The organism is Micromonospora sp. SH-82 (genome assembly GCF_051132485.1).
Taxonomy (GTDB): Bacteria; Actinomycetota; Actinomycetes; order Mycobacteriales; family Micromonosporaceae; genus Micromonospora.
The window spans coordinates 5,156,112-5,170,944 of sequence record NZ_CP148049.1 but is presented as its reverse complement, the minus strand read 5'-3'; the positions used below and the strand labels follow the sequence as shown (position 1 = coordinate 5,170,944).

Genomic DNA, 14,833 nt, shown 5'->3' with positions numbered 1-14,833 from the left:
CCATGACCGACACCGTGACCGTGCGCCGGGCGACACCCGACGACACCGACACCCTCATCCCCGTCCTCGCCGCCGCGTTCCACGCCGGTCCGGTCGCCGACTGGCTCATCCCCGACCCGGTCGAACGCGCCATCATCTACCGCGCCTACTTCACCGCCGTCCTACGCCACGCACTGACGCACGGGCACGTCGACACGACCAGGGACCGCACCGGCGTCGCGATCTGGTACCCCCGCCCCCAACCGCCACCACCACCCGACCCCGACCACCTGGCGGCGCTGGGCGAGGCCACCGGAGCCTATGCGCCGGTATTCGCCCTCCTCGACGCCCTTCTCGACACCAGCCACCCGGTTGAACCGCACCACCACCTCGCCTACCTCGCCGTCCACCCCGACCGCCAACGCCGGGGCATCGGCGCAGCGCTCCTCGACGGCTACCACCGACGCCTCGACACCAAGGGCCTTCCCGCCTACCTGGAAGCCACCAACCTCCGCAACCGTGCCCTCTACCACCGGCTCGGCTACCGAACCGGAACCCCCATCCACATCACCGACGGCCCCACCATCTGGCGCATGTGGCGACCCGGCAAAAACGTCCTCCCCACCGGCTTCCTGAACACAGCCACGCCCCTCGACTGCTCACTCACCGACGGTCTACCGACGTAAGTCACGGTCGACCACCGCAGCCACAACGCGGACGCCACCGCCCAGGCCGGTATCCCGGTCGAGACGCCGACGGTTCGTACGCACCCGTCGGGTCGTTCCCGGGCTGAGGCGGCCCCACCCCGCTGACCCGCTCGCGCCGCCTCCAACCCAGCGCTCACGAAGCCCGGCTGACCCCTGCCTGCCGTCACACGAAACCCGAACCCCGGAAAGAGGCACCTCTTGTCCACCCCTGCGTCGATCACCGCACCCAACCCCGACCCGAACACCACAGCGCGGTCAACGGGCGACCTTCCCTACCACCGGCTGTCGGCATCCTCGACCAACCAGCGGACGTTCCTGGCCGCACTGACGGCACTCGCCGCAGTGCAGCTCACCATCCTCGCCTCACAAGCCGCAGCCCACCTGCTCCCACCACTTCCCGTACTCGGCCCGTTCACCCCCATGGCCTGGAGCATCATCGGCGTCGCCGCCGCGCTCCCGATCACCCTCCTCGCCGTACGACTGATCGAACAACGCCCCACCGGAACACTCAGCAGCGTGGCGGGCCGCATACGGCGGCGCTGGCTGACGATCTGCCTCCTCACCGCTGCACCGATCGTGGTCACCGGCACCGTCACAGGACTCCTACTCATCACTCTCACCGACACCGAACCCCGCACCACTGCCAGTACGCCGCCACAGTGGGCGGGCCTCGCACCGTTCCTCACCACCGTCACCACCATGCTCGTCTTCGTGGTGGCCCAAGCCGCCGCCGAGGAATACATCAGCCGCGGCGTACTCCTCCAAGCCGTCGGCCGACTCCTCGGCACACCCTGGTCAGCCATCGCCGTTCAGGCAGCGGTCTTCACCGCCCTCCACGGCACGGGCACCCCATGGGGCACCCTCGCCCTGATCACGATCGGCTCGACCCTCGGGTGGATCACCATCCGCACCGGCGGCCTCGAAGCCGCCATCGCCATCCACCTGACCGTCAACCTGCCCCCCTTCCTGGCATCCGCCGCGTTCCCCCACCTCGCCGACCCCACAGCGAACACCGCAGATACCACCTGGCAAGCCGCCGCCACCCAGGCAACCACCGTCCTCATCTACGCCGCCACCATCCACGGCCTCGCCGCTACCCGTCCCATCGCCGCCCTACTCACCCCCCGGAAGCCGCGTTGACCAGCCCACCCCACACCACGACCGTGCAAACCGACCGCCGGCAGCGAGACCAGGTACCCGAGCCCGCGCCCATCCCGCGCACCCGTCTGCCGCAGCGAACCGGACATCCTGTTCCGCCTCCACCTCACCCGATGGCTGATCGCCCTGGCCCTCATCCTCCTGATGGCGTCCATCGTCGTCCGATGAGCACCGACTACGTTCCCAGAGTCGACGGCTCGGTCCGTTCTGCGGGGAAGCCCGTGGCCGTCACTGTCGGTGTGAGAGTGAGGCCCGATGTGAACGTAATCGAAAGGCCGTTCGGCGAGGTCGAGGCAGCATCCCGCTATCAGGGGACACCTGCTCCGCAGCGCACGGCACCGCTGCCGTCGGCACCGGGTGTGAGTTAACGTGAGGCCACAATGTTGGCCCTACCCAAGCTTGAGGTGCGACCTGATGGTGAGATCCGCCTTCGCTGCCACCGGTGGCGGTGGCCGTAGTGAGCGTAGAGGTGACTGAAATGGCCGATTCCGGTGCAGATGCTCAGCCTCTGTCGGTCAAGCTGCGGCAGCTGCTCGACGAGCGGAGGAAGCCGGACGGCAGGCGGTACACCCTTGATGAGCTGTCCGCAGCCACCGGTCTGTCCCCGAGTTACCTGAAGTACCTGTTGAGCGGGCAGCGAGACAATCCCTCGAAGAATGCGCTCCAGCTGCTGGCCACCTTCTTCTCGGTCGACCCGAGCTACTTCTTCGACGTGACGGGCGATCCGGATCTGGATCGCATCACCATGTTGGCGAGGAATCTTCCCCCGGGAGCGCCGCGAGCCCACCTCCGGGCGATCGTCGAACAGGTGATCCTCTTCGACAGGGCAGCGGAGGGGCGAGGAGACGATTCGGAGCCCGGCGCATTGAACCGCCCGGAGTGACACCCGGCGGTTGTCAGACCAGGTTCAGCGTCACTGCATAGGTGACAGCACCGATGGGGGCACCGGCCACCGCGCCGACGACGACCTGCGCGGTGGTGTGGTCGCCGAGCCGAACCCGGGACCAGCACACGGCCGCCACCACGATCCAGGCCGGCAGCATGGGTGCGCCGACGATGCCCGTCAGTACGGCCGCCGAGCCGGCCGACACTGCGGCATGGCCGCTGGCCTTCCAGACGAGGTTCATCAGGGTCACCGCACCGAGAACCGTGAACATCACCGCGACCATTGCCACCACCGCAGGTGGAGCCTGCAACCAGGTCAGCACGCCGACACCCACGAGGACCGACGCCAGGGCGACGGTGAACGGGAGACGCCGCTGCTCGCGTACGCCGACGTGATGGTCTGAGAGGCGGCCCAGGCGGACGCCGGTCCAGATGACCCCGTACGGGACGAGCGCGGTGAACACGAGTGCGATTCCACCCCAGAGGAGAGTCTCACCGACGGTGCCGGTCGTCACCGCGGCCACGGCGAGGGGTGTCACGGCCGCGAGCACGGCGGGAGCAAGAGCCTCAGTCAGTACGCGGGCGACCCGGTCGAGGCCGTCGCGAGTGGTCGGTGGGACGCTCGGTGAGAGCAGGTCCGTTTCGACAGGGTTTGACATGTTTTTCCCTTTGCGTGGAGTGAAACTTCCACGACTATGAGCGCCTGGGCCGTGTGGCGGTAGTGATCTATCGCTATGCTCGCCGATAGGCCACTATTGTGGCTCCGATTGGTCGTCGCTGGTTCCTGGTAGGTCGGGGGGAGGGGCTGAATGGCGGACAGGGTTCGGAGGTCAGCTTCGAGGAGGAACATGACGCGGGGTCAATGGCGTCGGCACCAGCGTCATGCGGAGACACTACTGCGACGCCTCGATGTCCAGATACCTGCGCCCCTGACGATCACGGGCCTGGTCGCCGCCCTCGAACGTCGCCGTGGTCGGCCGATCAACATGATGGCCATGACCTCGGCGGCCACCGTGCCCTGCGGGCTCTGGCTCGCCACCGAGCACCGTGACTACGTCCTCTACAGTGCTCGATCGTCTGCGCTGGTACAGGTGCAGACCGTGTTGCACGAGTTGATGCACATCGCCCTCGGGCATGTCGGCGCCGAGTTCGTGAACACCGCCGACGGACTGCTCGACGACTGTGACTTCACCCCGGTCACCACCGCTCTGGCCCGTTCGGCGCCGCTCGCTCGGACGCCCGCGACCTACGAGGAACAGCAAGAGCTGGATGCGGAGGTCCTTGCCACCTATCTCGGTGCCCGCCTCGACAGCCGGCGCGACGTGATCGACGTGAAAGAGCTCGAAAGCGAGACCGCAGCGGTGATGCAACGAATCGCTGCTGCCTTAACCGAGTAGCGGAGGCCGTTCGCAGTGGGACACATCATCGCCGCACTCGTGGCCACGGTGGCGCTCGTAATTCGCCTCGCCTCCCTGCGCCGCAACCCGAGAGACCCGAAGGCGTGGGCGGCGGCCGGCATCTGCCTGGGCTTCGGGTTGGCTGTCATCATCGGGTGGGAGCCGGTCTACCGCGCGATCGACCACGTCTCCACCGTCTCGAACCTGGCGAAGATCCTGGAGAACGGATCCGCTCTCCTGGCGGGCTTCGCCGTGCAGGCTCTGTTCCTGTATCTGGGGGATCCGGAACGGGCCGGGGGCCGCGTCCGGTGGCGGGTGACGTACCTGGTCGCCGTGCTGGTGGTCATGGTGGCGTCGTTCTGGGCAGCGGATGTCCGGGTGTCCGAGCCGGCAGACTTCACCGCCCGGTACGCGGATCTCCCGGAGATCGGCGTCTACATGCTCGCGTACCTGTCGTACCTTGCGGTCGCTGTATCCGACATCCTGCGAATGTCGATCCGGTACGCGCGGTACACGAGTGCGAGGCTGCGGATCAGCATGCGGCTGCTGAGCGTGGGGGCAGCATTCGGCGGTGGGTACGTACTGCACAAGGTCCTGTTCATCGGGCTTCGTCTGGCCGGAGCCGACCCGCCGTGGTCGGAACCGACCGGCTCGCAGACGCTGATCACCATCTCGGTGTGCCTCATCTGCTCCAGTCTGGTCCTGTCGTCGGCCTGGAAGGCGACGGACAACCTGATCACCTGGCCCCGCCGCAGCCGCGCCTTCCGCGACCTGCATCCGCTGTGGTTCACGCTCTACCAAGCTGACCCGTCGATCGCCCTCGCGCCGCCACACCGTCCCGATCAGCCGAGGCGGGCGTGGTTTGGCGTCCGGAATCGGTTGTACAGGCGCTGTGTCGAGATCGGAGACGGCTTACTGGCGTTGGGAGATCTCGACCAGCAGGTCATCGAGCGGACCCGACGCCTTGCGGCGGACCAGGGCTGGGAGGCGGACCGAGCCCAGGCGGCGGGCGAGGCGGCAGCCGTGTTGGTGGCGATCAGACGACGCAAGCAGGGAGTGGTCGACGATGCGACCCGTGCTCCACGCCTCGAAGCGGCAGCAGAGTTCGAGGACCGCGCTGACCTCGATGCCGACGCCCAACGCCTCAGATTGATCTCCATCGCGCTGCCCACAGACGTGGTTCAGAGCGCGGCTCCCGAATCGGAGCCGTCCGCGTGAACGCGGGTGCCGCCCCTCCCTGCTGTCGGAGTTCTCGTGACGGCGAAAACGTGGCGGCGGAGATCCGCGACGAGGGCAGAGACGGGAAGGACGGTTCGTGACCACTGAGGGCAACCCGCCGAACCGCACCGTGTTGGTGTTGTCGGCGGTCGGGCCGATCGTCGAGTTGCCGGTGACCGCCCTGGCGGTTGGATCGTTCCCGGAGGTCGCGCAGGACGCCGCTTTCGGATCCTCCGGCTCGCAGGTGGCCATGGCCGTCGCGCTGGTGGCGGTGATCGTGGCGGTAGCGACGATGTGGGCCGGCAGCCGGGTGGGGGTCGGCACCCGTATGGCGGTGGGTGTCACCTCGTGGATCGCGGCAGGGCTGGTGGCCACCCTGGCCGTGGGGTTCCTCGTCGGAGCGCGCTGGGTGGTTCTCGCGGTCCTGCTGGCGCACAGCACCGTTGCGCTGGGTGTTCTCGGCGGACTGGCCGTACGGCCGGCGACCCGTCCCGCTGACGGCAGTGAGAGGGCAGTGAGCGGATGAACGACGAGATCATCGACAAGCTCCGTCGACTCCACCAGCACACTACGGAACTGACTGCCTTGCTGGCCGCCGTGCAGTCGAAGTCTCCACCGCAGCAGGCGGTGGGCACGGACGCGCGCGGATCGGTCCAGGTGGCAATCGGAGCTGACGGGCTTCCCACTGTCATCGAGGTGGCGGGGGACTGGCAGCGCCGCGTGGAGCCACAGGATCTGGGTCGGAGCGTCCGGGCCGCGTACGAAGACGCTGTTGCGGCGGGGCAGCGGGCCTGGGCTGCGGGTTTCGACGATGACGCCTGGGCAGCCGAGGTGAATCGGGTCAGGTCCCGCGATCGGGACCGGCCCGACGGCGCAGAGCTGGTACCGGTGCTCGGGCCGGGACGGGAACCGCTCGCTCTGAACGAGGAACTCCTGAAGGCCCTTCACGCTGCCCGGACCTCGAGCAATACCTCACCACAACCCGCCGCAGGCTCGAACTGGGGCCGCACGGTCAGTATCTCCCTGACACCACAGGGTCTGGACGGCTGCGAGATCGAAGCGCGGTGGGTGGTAGGTCAGCCTGTTCGCGCAGTCAACGGCGGATTGGCCGAGGCACTTCGAGAAGCTCGTGCGGTCCTGCAGGATCGGGTGGCCCACCAGCAGGCTGAGGCCGAAAACCTGGCGACTCTCGCCCAGGACGCTCTCGCGACGCTGGCACGTCTGACCAGCAAGGAAGTGCAATCCGAGGTACGCCGGTGAAGCCGCCGAACCGAGATCAGGTCACTGTCGCCACCAACACGCTTCGACACGAGGCCACCGAATGGGACCGGCAGAGCGAAGCCGTCGGCGGAATCAGTAGGAAGGTCGCCGGTCTGGGCCTGAATCGGATCGAAGCCGGGCTGTTCCAGCTCATCGTGTCTCCGTACAACGACGTCGTCGACCAGGTCAGCGGGCGGTGCGACGAGGGCTGCAAGGAGTTGGCCGAGGTGGGGCGGACGCTGCGGTTCGTCGCGGACACCTACGACGAGGAAGACCGCACCAACGCCCACCGACTCAACAACCTCTACTGACGGGGGCTAGCCAGTGGACTTCAACAAGGCGCAGTACGAGGCCCTGATAGCCGACATCAGGGCGGGTTTGACCGACTTCGACCGGCAACTCGGCGTACTCTCGGCTGCCTCGATCGCTGCCGCAGGCCGCTGGTACATGCCCGCCCACGTCTCCGAGGCCGTCCTGACGATGGGTCGGGAGAGCGTCGACGCCGGGAAGCGGATCAAAGACCTGTACCTGGATCTGTTGCAGAGCGAGCTCGCGCCGATCTTCATGTTCGTCGACGCCTGGAACTGGATGGACGTACGGGGCGCCGCCACCGGGGTCGCCAGCGCGCTCACCACCCAGCACCTGGTGGTCGACGACTCCGACTGGTCAGGCAAAGCCCGAGACGCCTACGTCGGCAGCGTGGAAGGGCACTCCAAGGCCGCTGCCCAGATCGGATCGATCGCCTCGAGTACCGCCGTTCACCTGCTGGCCTGCGCCGCCGCCGGAGCGGCCTTCTACGCGACCCTCGCCGTCGTGCTGGCCAAGCTGATCGCCGCAACGGCACTGGCGATCGCAGCCCTCGGGTCAGCGGTCTTCTCCTGGGCCGGAGTGGCGCTGATCCTCGGCGAGGCCGGCTACAGCACCCTGGTCATCGGAACGGCCATCGGCACGTTGACCGCGTTCCTGGCAGCCCAGGCGACCGCTATGGTCAGCCTCCACGGCGAGGCGGTGGACTCGTCGTCGTTCCCCGGAGGACGATGGCCGCGCGCGAACTCCTCGACCTTCAGCGACGCGACTGTGACCGACGGAGACGCTGACTGGTCCCTGGCACCGAAGTAGTCACACGCGAGGGATCCTGTGGGGAACAGCGGTCTGCTGCTTGTGGCAGGCGATCGAGGTGAACACGGGCTACCGGCCGTCCTCCCACCGTGCTGCCTCCCACGCCTGCTCGAACTCCGCACGGTCGATCTCCTGGTTGGGCAGATGGGAGTCGAGGAGGTCCACGAGCGGCGGATTCAGGGGCCAGTCCTCGGCATCCGTTCTGACCGCGACTCCGTCCGTCACCTCCACCTGTCGGGTACGGCGGCCATCGGCGCCGACCTCCAGCAGGTACGTCGCCGGGTCGTCATCGTCCGGCATCCGACGCAGGTACAGCACCTCCCTGTCGGCGAGCGCACCGAAACCGGGCAGGCGCTTCTGCCTGTCTCGCACGGCACGGAGCTCGTCCAGCCCCGCAGGAAGTGTCTGCGCATCAGCGTGGACCTCGTCGAGAGTCCACCCTTCGGCTCGGGCGACCGCCGCAGGGTCGTCGACAACTTCGACTTCGGCGAAGGTCTCCCGCACCTCGCGGACCGACCGGGCGTGAATCCACCACCACAGTCCGCCCATGCCGTGGTCGTGAAGGACGAGATACCGCCGCGTCGACATGCGTCGAGCATGCCAGGCCCGTGACCGCCCTCAGCGCCGGGAAGGCCCCGGCTGTACGACCAGCCGGCCAGTGGTCGTCGAGGTCGTACAGCCGGCGTGGAGAAGCGGCCAGGTGTGGTCGCAACCGTGGACGGACGTTCTGCCCCCGTGTCGAATTGGTGATCGTCAGCCCCGAAGACCCGACACGAGGGGAGGGCTGACGTCTGCGTGTCGACGGTCCACCGTCGTTCTTCTCGTTCTGCTGGAGGTCATGTGTCCACGACGGAGCTTGCCCCTGTTCTGCCCGGTGAAGGCGCCACCGACTATGCCCGCTACATGCGTACCGATGAGTTGTTGTCCCTGCAGAAGGGGGCGGGGGAGTGGGTGCATCCGGACGAGCCGCTGTTCCAGATCGTGCACCAGAGCACCGAGTTGTGGTTGAAGCTGACGTGTCTGCACCTGTCCAGGGCGCTGGACCACATCGAGGGCGGAGATCCGGTGCTGGCGGAGCCGTTGGTGCAGCGTGCGGCCGACGCCGTGCGGCTTGTCACCGACCAGCTGCGCAGTCTTCGTCAGGTGTCCCCGGCGCAGTTCGCGGTCATCCGGACCGTGCTCGGTAACGGGTCGGGGTTCGAGTCCCCCGGATGGCGGCAGGTCCGTGCTCTGACCGGCGACCTGGACGTCGCCTTCGGCCGGGTGCTCGCTGCCGACGGGGTCACGGCGGTGAAGGTGTACCAAGGTTGTCCGACCGCTCCGCTGTACCGGCTGGCCGAGGCGTTGGTGGAGCTCGACGAGCGGATCGCCCTGTGGCGTACCGAGCACTACAGCATCGCTGTCCGGATCATCGGTCACGGTGTCCTCGGGACGGGCAGGACACCCGTGGACAGTCTGGCGCGTCTCATCACTCACCGGTGCTTCCCGCAGCTGTGGCAGGCCCGTACCGAGATCACCGAGACCGGCCCCGCCGGGCAGCCGGCGGGGGAGGGGCTGCGGTGACGGCGCCGACCTTCCGCCCGGCGACGGTGCGGCAACGCCTCACCGGACCGGTCGAGGGCAGCACCCACCTGGCCGCCTGCAGCGTCGCCCCGCGCACCCGAGACATGGACGACGCGGTGGCGACGATGCTCGACGACCTGTCCCGGCCCGGGTTCTGGGAGGCGTGCGAGCAACAGATGATCACAGCCCGCCGCCTCTTCGCCGGTCTCGTCGGCGCCGACGTGGACCAGGTCGCCATCCTGCCCAACGCCGGTGTCGCCGCCCACCAGGCGGTCGCAGGCAGGCGGTGGCGGCGCCGCCGTGACCTGCTGACCACCACCGCCGAGTTCCCGGGGATCGCGCACGTGTGGCAGGCGCAGTCCGGGGCCACCGTCCGCTGGTGCGGCACCACGGCCGGGCGGGTCCACGAAGGCGACTACCTGCGCTCGTTGACGACCCACACCGGGTTCGTGTCCGTCCCGGCCGTCACGTATCGCGACGGCGCGCGCCTGGACGTACGCCGGATCGTCGACGCCGCCCACGCCGTCGGCGCTGTGGTCTTCGTCGACGCCTACCAGGCGGCCGGGGTGATGCCGCTGCGGGTCGACGCCCTGCGCTGCGACTACCTCGTCGCCGGGACCGGAAAGTACCTTCTCGGGCTCCCCGGTCTCGCGTTCCTCTACGTCCGCGACCCGGACGGTCCCGCACCGACCCTGACCGGCTGGCTGGGCCGCACCGACCCGCACGCCTTCCGCACCGTCGGTCTGGACACCCCCGCGCAGGCCCGACGGTACGAGACGGGAACGCCTGCGGTGGCCGCCCTCTACACCGCCGCCGCCGGCCTGGCCCGGATCCAAACCCTGGACCTGACCCAGGTACGTCGCCACACCCAACGCCTCGTCGCGACCGCCGCGATGCGCCTCGCCGGACAGGGCGAGACCGTACGCGTGCACCCGTCGGACGCCCAGGGCGCGCACCTCGCCGTCGTCGACCCGTACGCCGAGGACATCGCCCGATGGTTGGCCGGACGCACCATCGTCACCGCCCCTCGTGGGGAGGTTCTCCGGCTCGCCACCCACGCCTACACCACGGACGACGACATCGACGCGGCCTGTGAAGCGATCGCCTCCTACCGCCACCACACCGGGACGCGGGGAGGACATCGGTGACCAGACCGCAGGCGTTGCCCCGATGGTTGGCGCAGCACCGGCCCACCGCCGGGACGTTCCCCTACGACGAGGTCGTCGACGCCTACCAGCGCCACGGCAAGCACCACGTACCGGCAGAGTGGATCACGCTGCTGCGTGCCACGCGTGAGAGACTGCCGCAGCTCGGCGACGCCCGGCAGCTCCCCGCCTTCCTCAACAGCGTGTTGGACAAGGCCGACGGCCGGTACGACTACCGCACCTACCTGGCCCTCGATCTGCTACCTATGCCCGACCCCGACGACGAATCCGCGACCGCCGGCCGGATGCTGGCCCGACGGGACCGGCTGCACGCACTTCTCCTGACGGACCTCATCAGGTTCGAGATGTTCGCCGCCGATACAGCCGCCGCGCCGCTGCCCCACCTCCGGCCGGGGCGGGACCTGGTGGTCAAACGGCTGCGTCACACGGTTCGCGCGGCGATGCCGGCACTACGCCGCCTCAGGATCCTCGACGACCCCGCCGCCGGGGACCCGGTGGCAGCGGCCCGGCACACCGTCGCCGCCGCCGACCTGGATCTCACAGCCGCCGACCGGCTCACCCTCCGCGCGACGATGCTTCCCGTCTCTACCGTCCACGACGAGTGGATGTTCATCCGTGTCCTGCAGACATTCGAGGTGACCTTCGCCCTGCTGGCCTTCGACCTCAACGCCGTCATCGCGGCGATCACCGCCGGGCGGATGTCGGCGGCGGGTAGGCGACTGTCGTGCGCCGCCGACCTGCTGGCAGAGTCCGGGGCGCTGTGGCCCCTCGCGGCCACCCTCCAACCCGAGGCGTTCCACGCCTTCCGCCCCTACACCGAGGGCGCGAGTGCCATCCAGAGCCGCCACTACAAGCTCGTCGAATCGCTGTGCCGGATGCCGGACACCGAGCGGGTCGACTCGCCGGCGTACCGGTCGGTCCCGGACGTCCTCGCCCTCATCCACGACGGGCAGCCGACCATCGACCGTACGCTGGCCGACCGCAACGACATCGCCGGGTCGACCGGAATGAAGAACGGTCTCGCCGACTTCAGCGCAGCCCTGCAGCAGTGGAGGCGGACCCACTACCGGCTGGCGGTCCGGATGCTCGGCCCCGAACGGACGGGAACGGGACACACCCTGGGCACCCCCTACCTCGCGCAGTGCCGCACGACCCCGGTCTTCACCTACGCCTTTGATCGCAGGTGACCGCCCGAGCCAGTGAAGGGACACAATCCTGACATGGTCATCGACACCCTCACTGATGCTCGGCAGGCCGTCGAATCCGCGCCTGACCCGGACGGCGTCGCCGTCCACCAGGCACTTCTCGTCGCCTACCAGGTGGGAATGTCCGCCGCCGACCTTTCCGACAATCACGCCGAGCAGTGGACATTCGCCAGCCTGGCCGTCCGGGAATGCCTCGACACCGTCGCCGACGATGCGTCCGACACCCTCACCGTCCCCGCCGGCACCACAGACACGAGCGGCATCGAGGCGGCCGAACTGGAACGGCACGTCCGCCTGCTCCTGGCTCAGGTGTCGACCGTCCTCGCCGACGCCACCGGCCGGGAAGCCGGCAACCCATGGCGACGACTGGCCTGGGCAAAGGCCCTCGGCCACCTCGACGACGCCCTCCGGGAATTGCCGTGACCTACGGCAGCCTCCTCGAAGAAGCCGCTGCCGCCCTGGCCAGCGCCCACCTCCACCTCCGCGACCCACCACCCGCGACGATCACCGACCACGCGGCCGCCGCCATCAGCCGCACCCACCTCTACCGCGCCATCGAACGACAGGTCAGGCAGCTCGTCAGGGGAACGACCAACGGACTCCTCCGGGAAGTCACCCACGCCACCTTCGTCACCGCCCCCGACATCCCACCGACTCCCGCCTTCGACCACCCGGTCGCATCGGCGCTGCACCGCGCCGCAGACGCCCTGCGACTCGGCAGCGACATCCTCCTCGCCCAGTTCGAAACCGCCACCGGCCACCCCCGGTCACCACAGGGACTCGCCATGCTGGTCGACACCTTCCGCCACAACGCCCTCGACCATCTGGCCCGCCTCGCGATCGCCGCCGCCCACGTCGACCACCCACTCGCCGACTGGCTCACCCAGGGCACCACCACCGGCAGCCGACAACCCATCGTCGTCACCGCCGCCGCCGACGCCCGCACCACGAGCAGAACCCTGCGCCACGCCGTCCGCGCCGTCGACACCCCACTGAACGAGATGCTCCACGCCCTCCAACCCCCACCCCTGGTCGACGAAGCGAACAGATGGACCACCATCCGATCACCCACAGACTGCGCGACAGCCCTCGACGCCGTACGCACCTGGCTCGTCCAACACCGCCGACACGTCACCGCAGCCGACCTCAGGACCCTCACTCGCTCCGGCATGGCCCTCTCGTACGAAGTCGACTACCTCGTCACCCTCCACGACGACCCACGACAACGCCGCCCGATCGACCCCCTCGCCTCCGCCTGGCGCGGAGCCGGACGAGCCGCCGACCACCTCCACACACTCGGACACGCCACCCCAGGAGTCGGCCCGAATGTCATGTCGGCCGCAGAGAAATGGCTCCGCGCCCACCTCCGAACCCACGGCACCTGGCGCAACCCACAAGACCTCCTCCGATCCCCGCAGGCACCGGCGTGGCAGTCAGCCGCCGTAGCCCTGGCCGCACGCCTGCCCGACCTCGTCACCCTCGTCCACGACAGCGCCCTCACCGCCGTCCGCAGCGGCACCCTCGTCGAACCCGATCCCCTGCACCGACCACGCCAAGACCTGACCTTCCGACCACGAATGGTCAAAGCAGGACCCGCCACCTACTGGGGCGCCACCCTCCTCCGCCACACCGGCCAACTCCGCCAAGAGAGCATGCTCCTGGTACGAGACGCGAAGACAACACCCCTCCCCGGCCTCTACGAAGCACTCGCCGACGGCCGCGCCCCATCCCGCAGCCGCAAACACCCGGCCCGCTCACCGGCGCAATCGCACCCCAACCCATCCGTACCGCGGCGGACACCGGCCCCCTCCGTCGGGCACGCCGCAGGACATCGTCAGCCCGCCCAGCCAGACGAGGTCAGAAGCCACGAGGATGGCCCGATTCTGTAGCTCCATGGGAGGGCACAAGCTGTCTAGCGCAGCAGACCCTTCGGTGCAGGGACCCTCCTAGGATGCCCGGCTCAAGTGAGGTGGCGCTCCCAGGAAGCGCTGGGAAGAAACGATGAGAAGCCCGGACCGTGACCGCCCACGTGTAGCGATCCCTGGAGGAGTGTGGGAACCCGGGCGGTGGGCGGGCAGGGCCACGGGTGGGATCACGAAGGACTGGGCTGTGGGCTGGGCCCCCGGCCCGCCCCCACCGGAGCCGCTGACCGCGTTGCGATCCCTCCAGGGGTGATGAGCGACCAGTGGGGCACCGCGGAGTACGGGCCGGTGGACCTGGTGTTGCGATCCCTCCAGGGGTGATGAGCGACGTCGGCGCGGCCACTCTCCAGCCGCCGGCCACACCGTTGCGATCCCTCCAGGGGTGATGAGCGACCATGCCGTTGAGCAGGTTGGCGCAACAGTTCGCCGAGTTGCGATCCCTCCAGGGGCGATGAGCGACATGAGGACACCTCCGGCACCCGCTCGAACAGGGCCTGTTGCGATCCCTCCAGGGGTGATGAGCGACTGGGGCAGCCCGGCAGCGTCACCCCCGAGCAGGTCCGGTTGCGATCCTTCCAGGGGTGATGAGCGACCCGTCAGCAGGTTCAGCCCCACACCGACCGCTGGTTGCGATCCCTCCAGGGGTGATGAGCGACACCGGGTGACCCGGGCGCGGGTGGCGTCGGTCGGGGGTTGCGATCCCTCCAGGGGTGATGAGCGACCTTGCGGGCGGTGGCGGCCGGGTCTCCGATGACGTGTTGCGATCCCTCCAGCGGTGATGAGCGACGACGCCGACCGCGAGGACCTGGCCGACGTCCTGGACGTGCCGTTGCGATCCCTCCAGGGGTGATGAGCGACAACCGCCATGTCCAGGATCACCGCCCACATGGTCGCGTTGCGATCCCTCCAGGGGTGATGAGCGACGCGTCATTCGCCGTCCAGTTTTCGCGGGGGAGAAAAAGGTTGCGATCCCTCCAGGGGTGATGAGCGACCTGTCGATCGGGTGGCGGGCCTCGCGGCCCCGGGGGTTGCGATCCCTCCAGGGGTGATGAGCGACCTCCCGGATGTCGTCCGCGCTGCCTTTCTCACCCTGTTGCGATCCCTCCAGGGGTGATGAGCGACCCGATTCTTAAGTCGCAGGTCAGAGGCGACTTTCGGACCCTGCTTCGAGCTATTTTTGCAGCGGTCCGCCGATTGTGCATCTGTGCTGGTCAGAGGGTCGAACCCAGGCGCTCGACCAGCGTCATGGCGGTC

The 14,833-nt window shown here is 68.7% G+C and carries 16 protein-coding genes and 1 CRISPR repeat array; of the genes, 14 read left to right on the top strand and 2 right to left on the bottom strand.

The genetic code is table 11. The features are described from left to right. Window positions 1–2: 2 nt before the first annotated feature. From WHN02_RS22660 to WHN02_RS22650, 3 genes are all read left to right on the top strand, one after another. Window positions 3–665, top strand: coding sequence for a GNAT family N-acetyltransferase (locus WHN02_RS22660; RefSeq protein WP_434740723.1), 663 nt, complete (start codon window positions 3–5; stop codon window positions 663–665). 219 nt (window positions 666–884) lie between these two features. Continuing rightward, window positions 885–1,826 (top strand): lysostaphin resistance A-like protein, encoded by a 942-nt coding sequence (locus WHN02_RS22655; protein WP_434740722.1) that lies wholly within the window; start codon window positions 885–887, stop codon window positions 1,824–1,826. A 475-nt stretch (window positions 1,827–2,301) separates the two neighbouring features. Next, window positions 2,302–2,727, top strand: a complete 426-nt coding sequence (locus WHN02_RS22650) for a helix-turn-helix domain-containing protein (RefSeq protein ID WP_434740721.1) — start codon at window positions 2,302–2,304, stop codon at window positions 2,725–2,727. 13 nt (window positions 2,728–2,740) lie between these two features. On the opposite strand, the gene WHN02_RS22645 is transcribed toward WHN02_RS22650, so the two are convergent. Continuing rightward, window positions 2,741–3,268, bottom strand: a complete 528-nt coding sequence (locus tag WHN02_RS22645; RefSeq protein WP_434740720.1) for a hypothetical protein — start codon at window positions 3,266–3,268, stop codon at window positions 2,741–2,743. A gap of 309 nt (window positions 3,269–3,577) precedes the next feature. On the opposite strand from WHN02_RS22645, the gene WHN02_RS22640 reads away from it, so the two are divergent. The 6 genes from WHN02_RS22640 (at window position 3,578) to WHN02_RS22615 (ending at window position 7,723) form a co-directional block, all read left to right on the top strand. Next, window positions 3,578–4,126: a hypothetical protein gene (locus WHN02_RS22640; RefSeq protein WP_434740719.1), complete on the top strand. Its 549-nt coding sequence runs from the start codon at window positions 3,578–3,580 to the stop codon at window positions 4,124–4,126. A 15-nt stretch (window positions 4,127–4,141) separates the two neighbouring features. Next, window positions 4,142–5,344 carry an MAB_1171c family putative transporter gene (locus tag WHN02_RS22635; RefSeq protein WP_434740718.1) on the top strand — a complete coding sequence of 401 codons (1,203 nt, stop codon included), beginning with the start codon at window positions 4,142–4,144 and terminating at the stop codon, window positions 5,342–5,344. 97 nt (window positions 5,345–5,441) lie between these two features. Continuing rightward, window positions 5,442–5,870: a hypothetical protein gene (locus WHN02_RS22630; RefSeq protein ID WP_434740717.1), complete on the top strand. Its 429-nt coding sequence runs from the start codon at window positions 5,442–5,444 to the stop codon at window positions 5,868–5,870. Beyond that, the gene (locus WHN02_RS22625) at window positions 5,867–6,604 is read left to right on the top strand and encodes a hypothetical protein (protein WP_434740716.1); all 738 of its coding nucleotides are present in this window, start codon (window positions 5,867–5,869) and stop codon (window positions 6,602–6,604) included. The genes WHN02_RS22630 and WHN02_RS22625 overlap by 4 nt, the downstream gene beginning before the upstream one ends. Beyond that, the gene (locus WHN02_RS22620; protein WP_434740715.1) at window positions 6,601–6,915 is read left to right on the top strand and encodes a hypothetical protein; all 315 of its coding nucleotides are present in this window, start codon (window positions 6,601–6,603) and stop codon (window positions 6,913–6,915) included. The genes WHN02_RS22625 and WHN02_RS22620 overlap by 4 nt, the downstream gene beginning before the upstream one ends. 13 nt (window positions 6,916–6,928) lie before the next feature. Then, window positions 6,929–7,723, top strand: coding sequence for a hypothetical protein (locus WHN02_RS22615; protein ID WP_434740714.1), 795 nt, complete (start codon window positions 6,929–6,931; stop codon window positions 7,721–7,723). A gap of 69 nt (window positions 7,724–7,792) precedes the next feature. On the opposite strand, the gene WHN02_RS22610 is transcribed toward WHN02_RS22615, so the two are convergent. Next, entirely contained in the window at window positions 7,793–8,311 is a 519-nt protein-coding gene (locus WHN02_RS22610; RefSeq protein WP_434740713.1) for a hypothetical protein, read from the bottom strand. Between the two features lie 315 nt (window positions 8,312–8,626). On the opposite strand from WHN02_RS22610, the gene WHN02_RS22605 reads away from it, so the two are divergent. The 5 genes from WHN02_RS22605 to WHN02_RS22585 are packed head-to-tail and all read left to right on the top strand — an operon-like array spanning window position 8,627 to window position 13,546. Next, the gene (locus tag WHN02_RS22605) at window positions 8,627–9,286 is read left to right on the top strand and encodes a tryptophan 2,3-dioxygenase family protein (RefSeq protein ID WP_434740712.1); all 660 of its coding nucleotides are present in this window, start codon (window positions 8,627–8,629) and stop codon (window positions 9,284–9,286) included. Continuing rightward, window positions 9,283–10,434: an aminotransferase class V-fold PLP-dependent enzyme gene (locus WHN02_RS22600; RefSeq protein WP_434740711.1), complete on the top strand. Its 1,152-nt coding sequence runs from the start codon at window positions 9,283–9,285 to the stop codon at window positions 10,432–10,434. Before WHN02_RS22605 ends, WHN02_RS22600 begins: the two co-directional genes overlap by 4 nt. Beyond that, the gene (locus tag WHN02_RS22595; protein ID WP_434740710.1) at window positions 10,431–11,639 is read left to right on the top strand and encodes a tryptophan 2,3-dioxygenase family protein; all 1,209 of its coding nucleotides are present in this window, start codon (window positions 10,431–10,433) and stop codon (window positions 11,637–11,639) included. Before WHN02_RS22600 ends, WHN02_RS22595 begins: the two co-directional genes overlap by 4 nt. A 33-nt stretch (window positions 11,640–11,672) precedes the next feature. Next, complete coding sequence (locus WHN02_RS22590) at window positions 11,673–12,080, top strand: hypothetical protein (protein WP_434740709.1); 408 nt, start codon at window positions 11,673–11,675, stop codon at window positions 12,078–12,080. After that, window positions 12,077–13,546 (top strand): hypothetical protein, encoded by a 1,470-nt coding sequence (locus WHN02_RS22585; RefSeq protein ID WP_434740708.1) that lies wholly within the window; start codon window positions 12,077–12,079, stop codon window positions 13,544–13,546. Before WHN02_RS22590 ends, WHN02_RS22585 begins: the two co-directional genes overlap by 4 nt. 264 nt (window positions 13,547–13,810) lie before the next feature. After that, a CRISPR array of direct repeats spans window positions 13,811–14,701; the repeat unit is 30 nt; unit sequence GTTGCGATCCCTCCAGGGGTGATGAGCGAC. Window positions 14,702–14,833: the final 132 nt, after the last annotated feature.

Bases quoted from the DNA above. Each gene is read 5' to 3' on its own strand.
- WHN02_RS22660 (WP_434740723.1), top strand. From the start codon at position 3: ATGACCGACACCGTGACCGTGCGCCGGGCGACACCCGACGACACCGAC.
- WHN02_RS22640 (WP_434740719.1), top strand. From the start codon at position 3,578: ATGACGCGGGGTCAATGGCGTCGGCACCAGCGTCATGCGGAGACACTA.
- WHN02_RS22625 (WP_434740716.1), top strand. From the start codon at position 5,867: ATGAACGACGAGATCATCGACAAGCTCCGTCGACTCCACCAGCACACT.
- WHN02_RS22610 (WP_434740713.1), bottom strand. From the start codon at position 8,311: ATGTCGACGCGGCGGTATCTCGTCCTTCACGACCACGGCATGGGCGGA.
- WHN02_RS22605 (WP_434740712.1), top strand. From the start codon at position 8,627: ATGCGTACCGATGAGTTGTTGTCCCTGCAGAAGGGGGCGGGGGAGTGG.
- WHN02_RS22590 (WP_434740709.1), top strand. From the start codon at position 11,673: ATGGTCATCGACACCCTCACTGATGCTCGGCAGGCCGTCGAATCCGCG.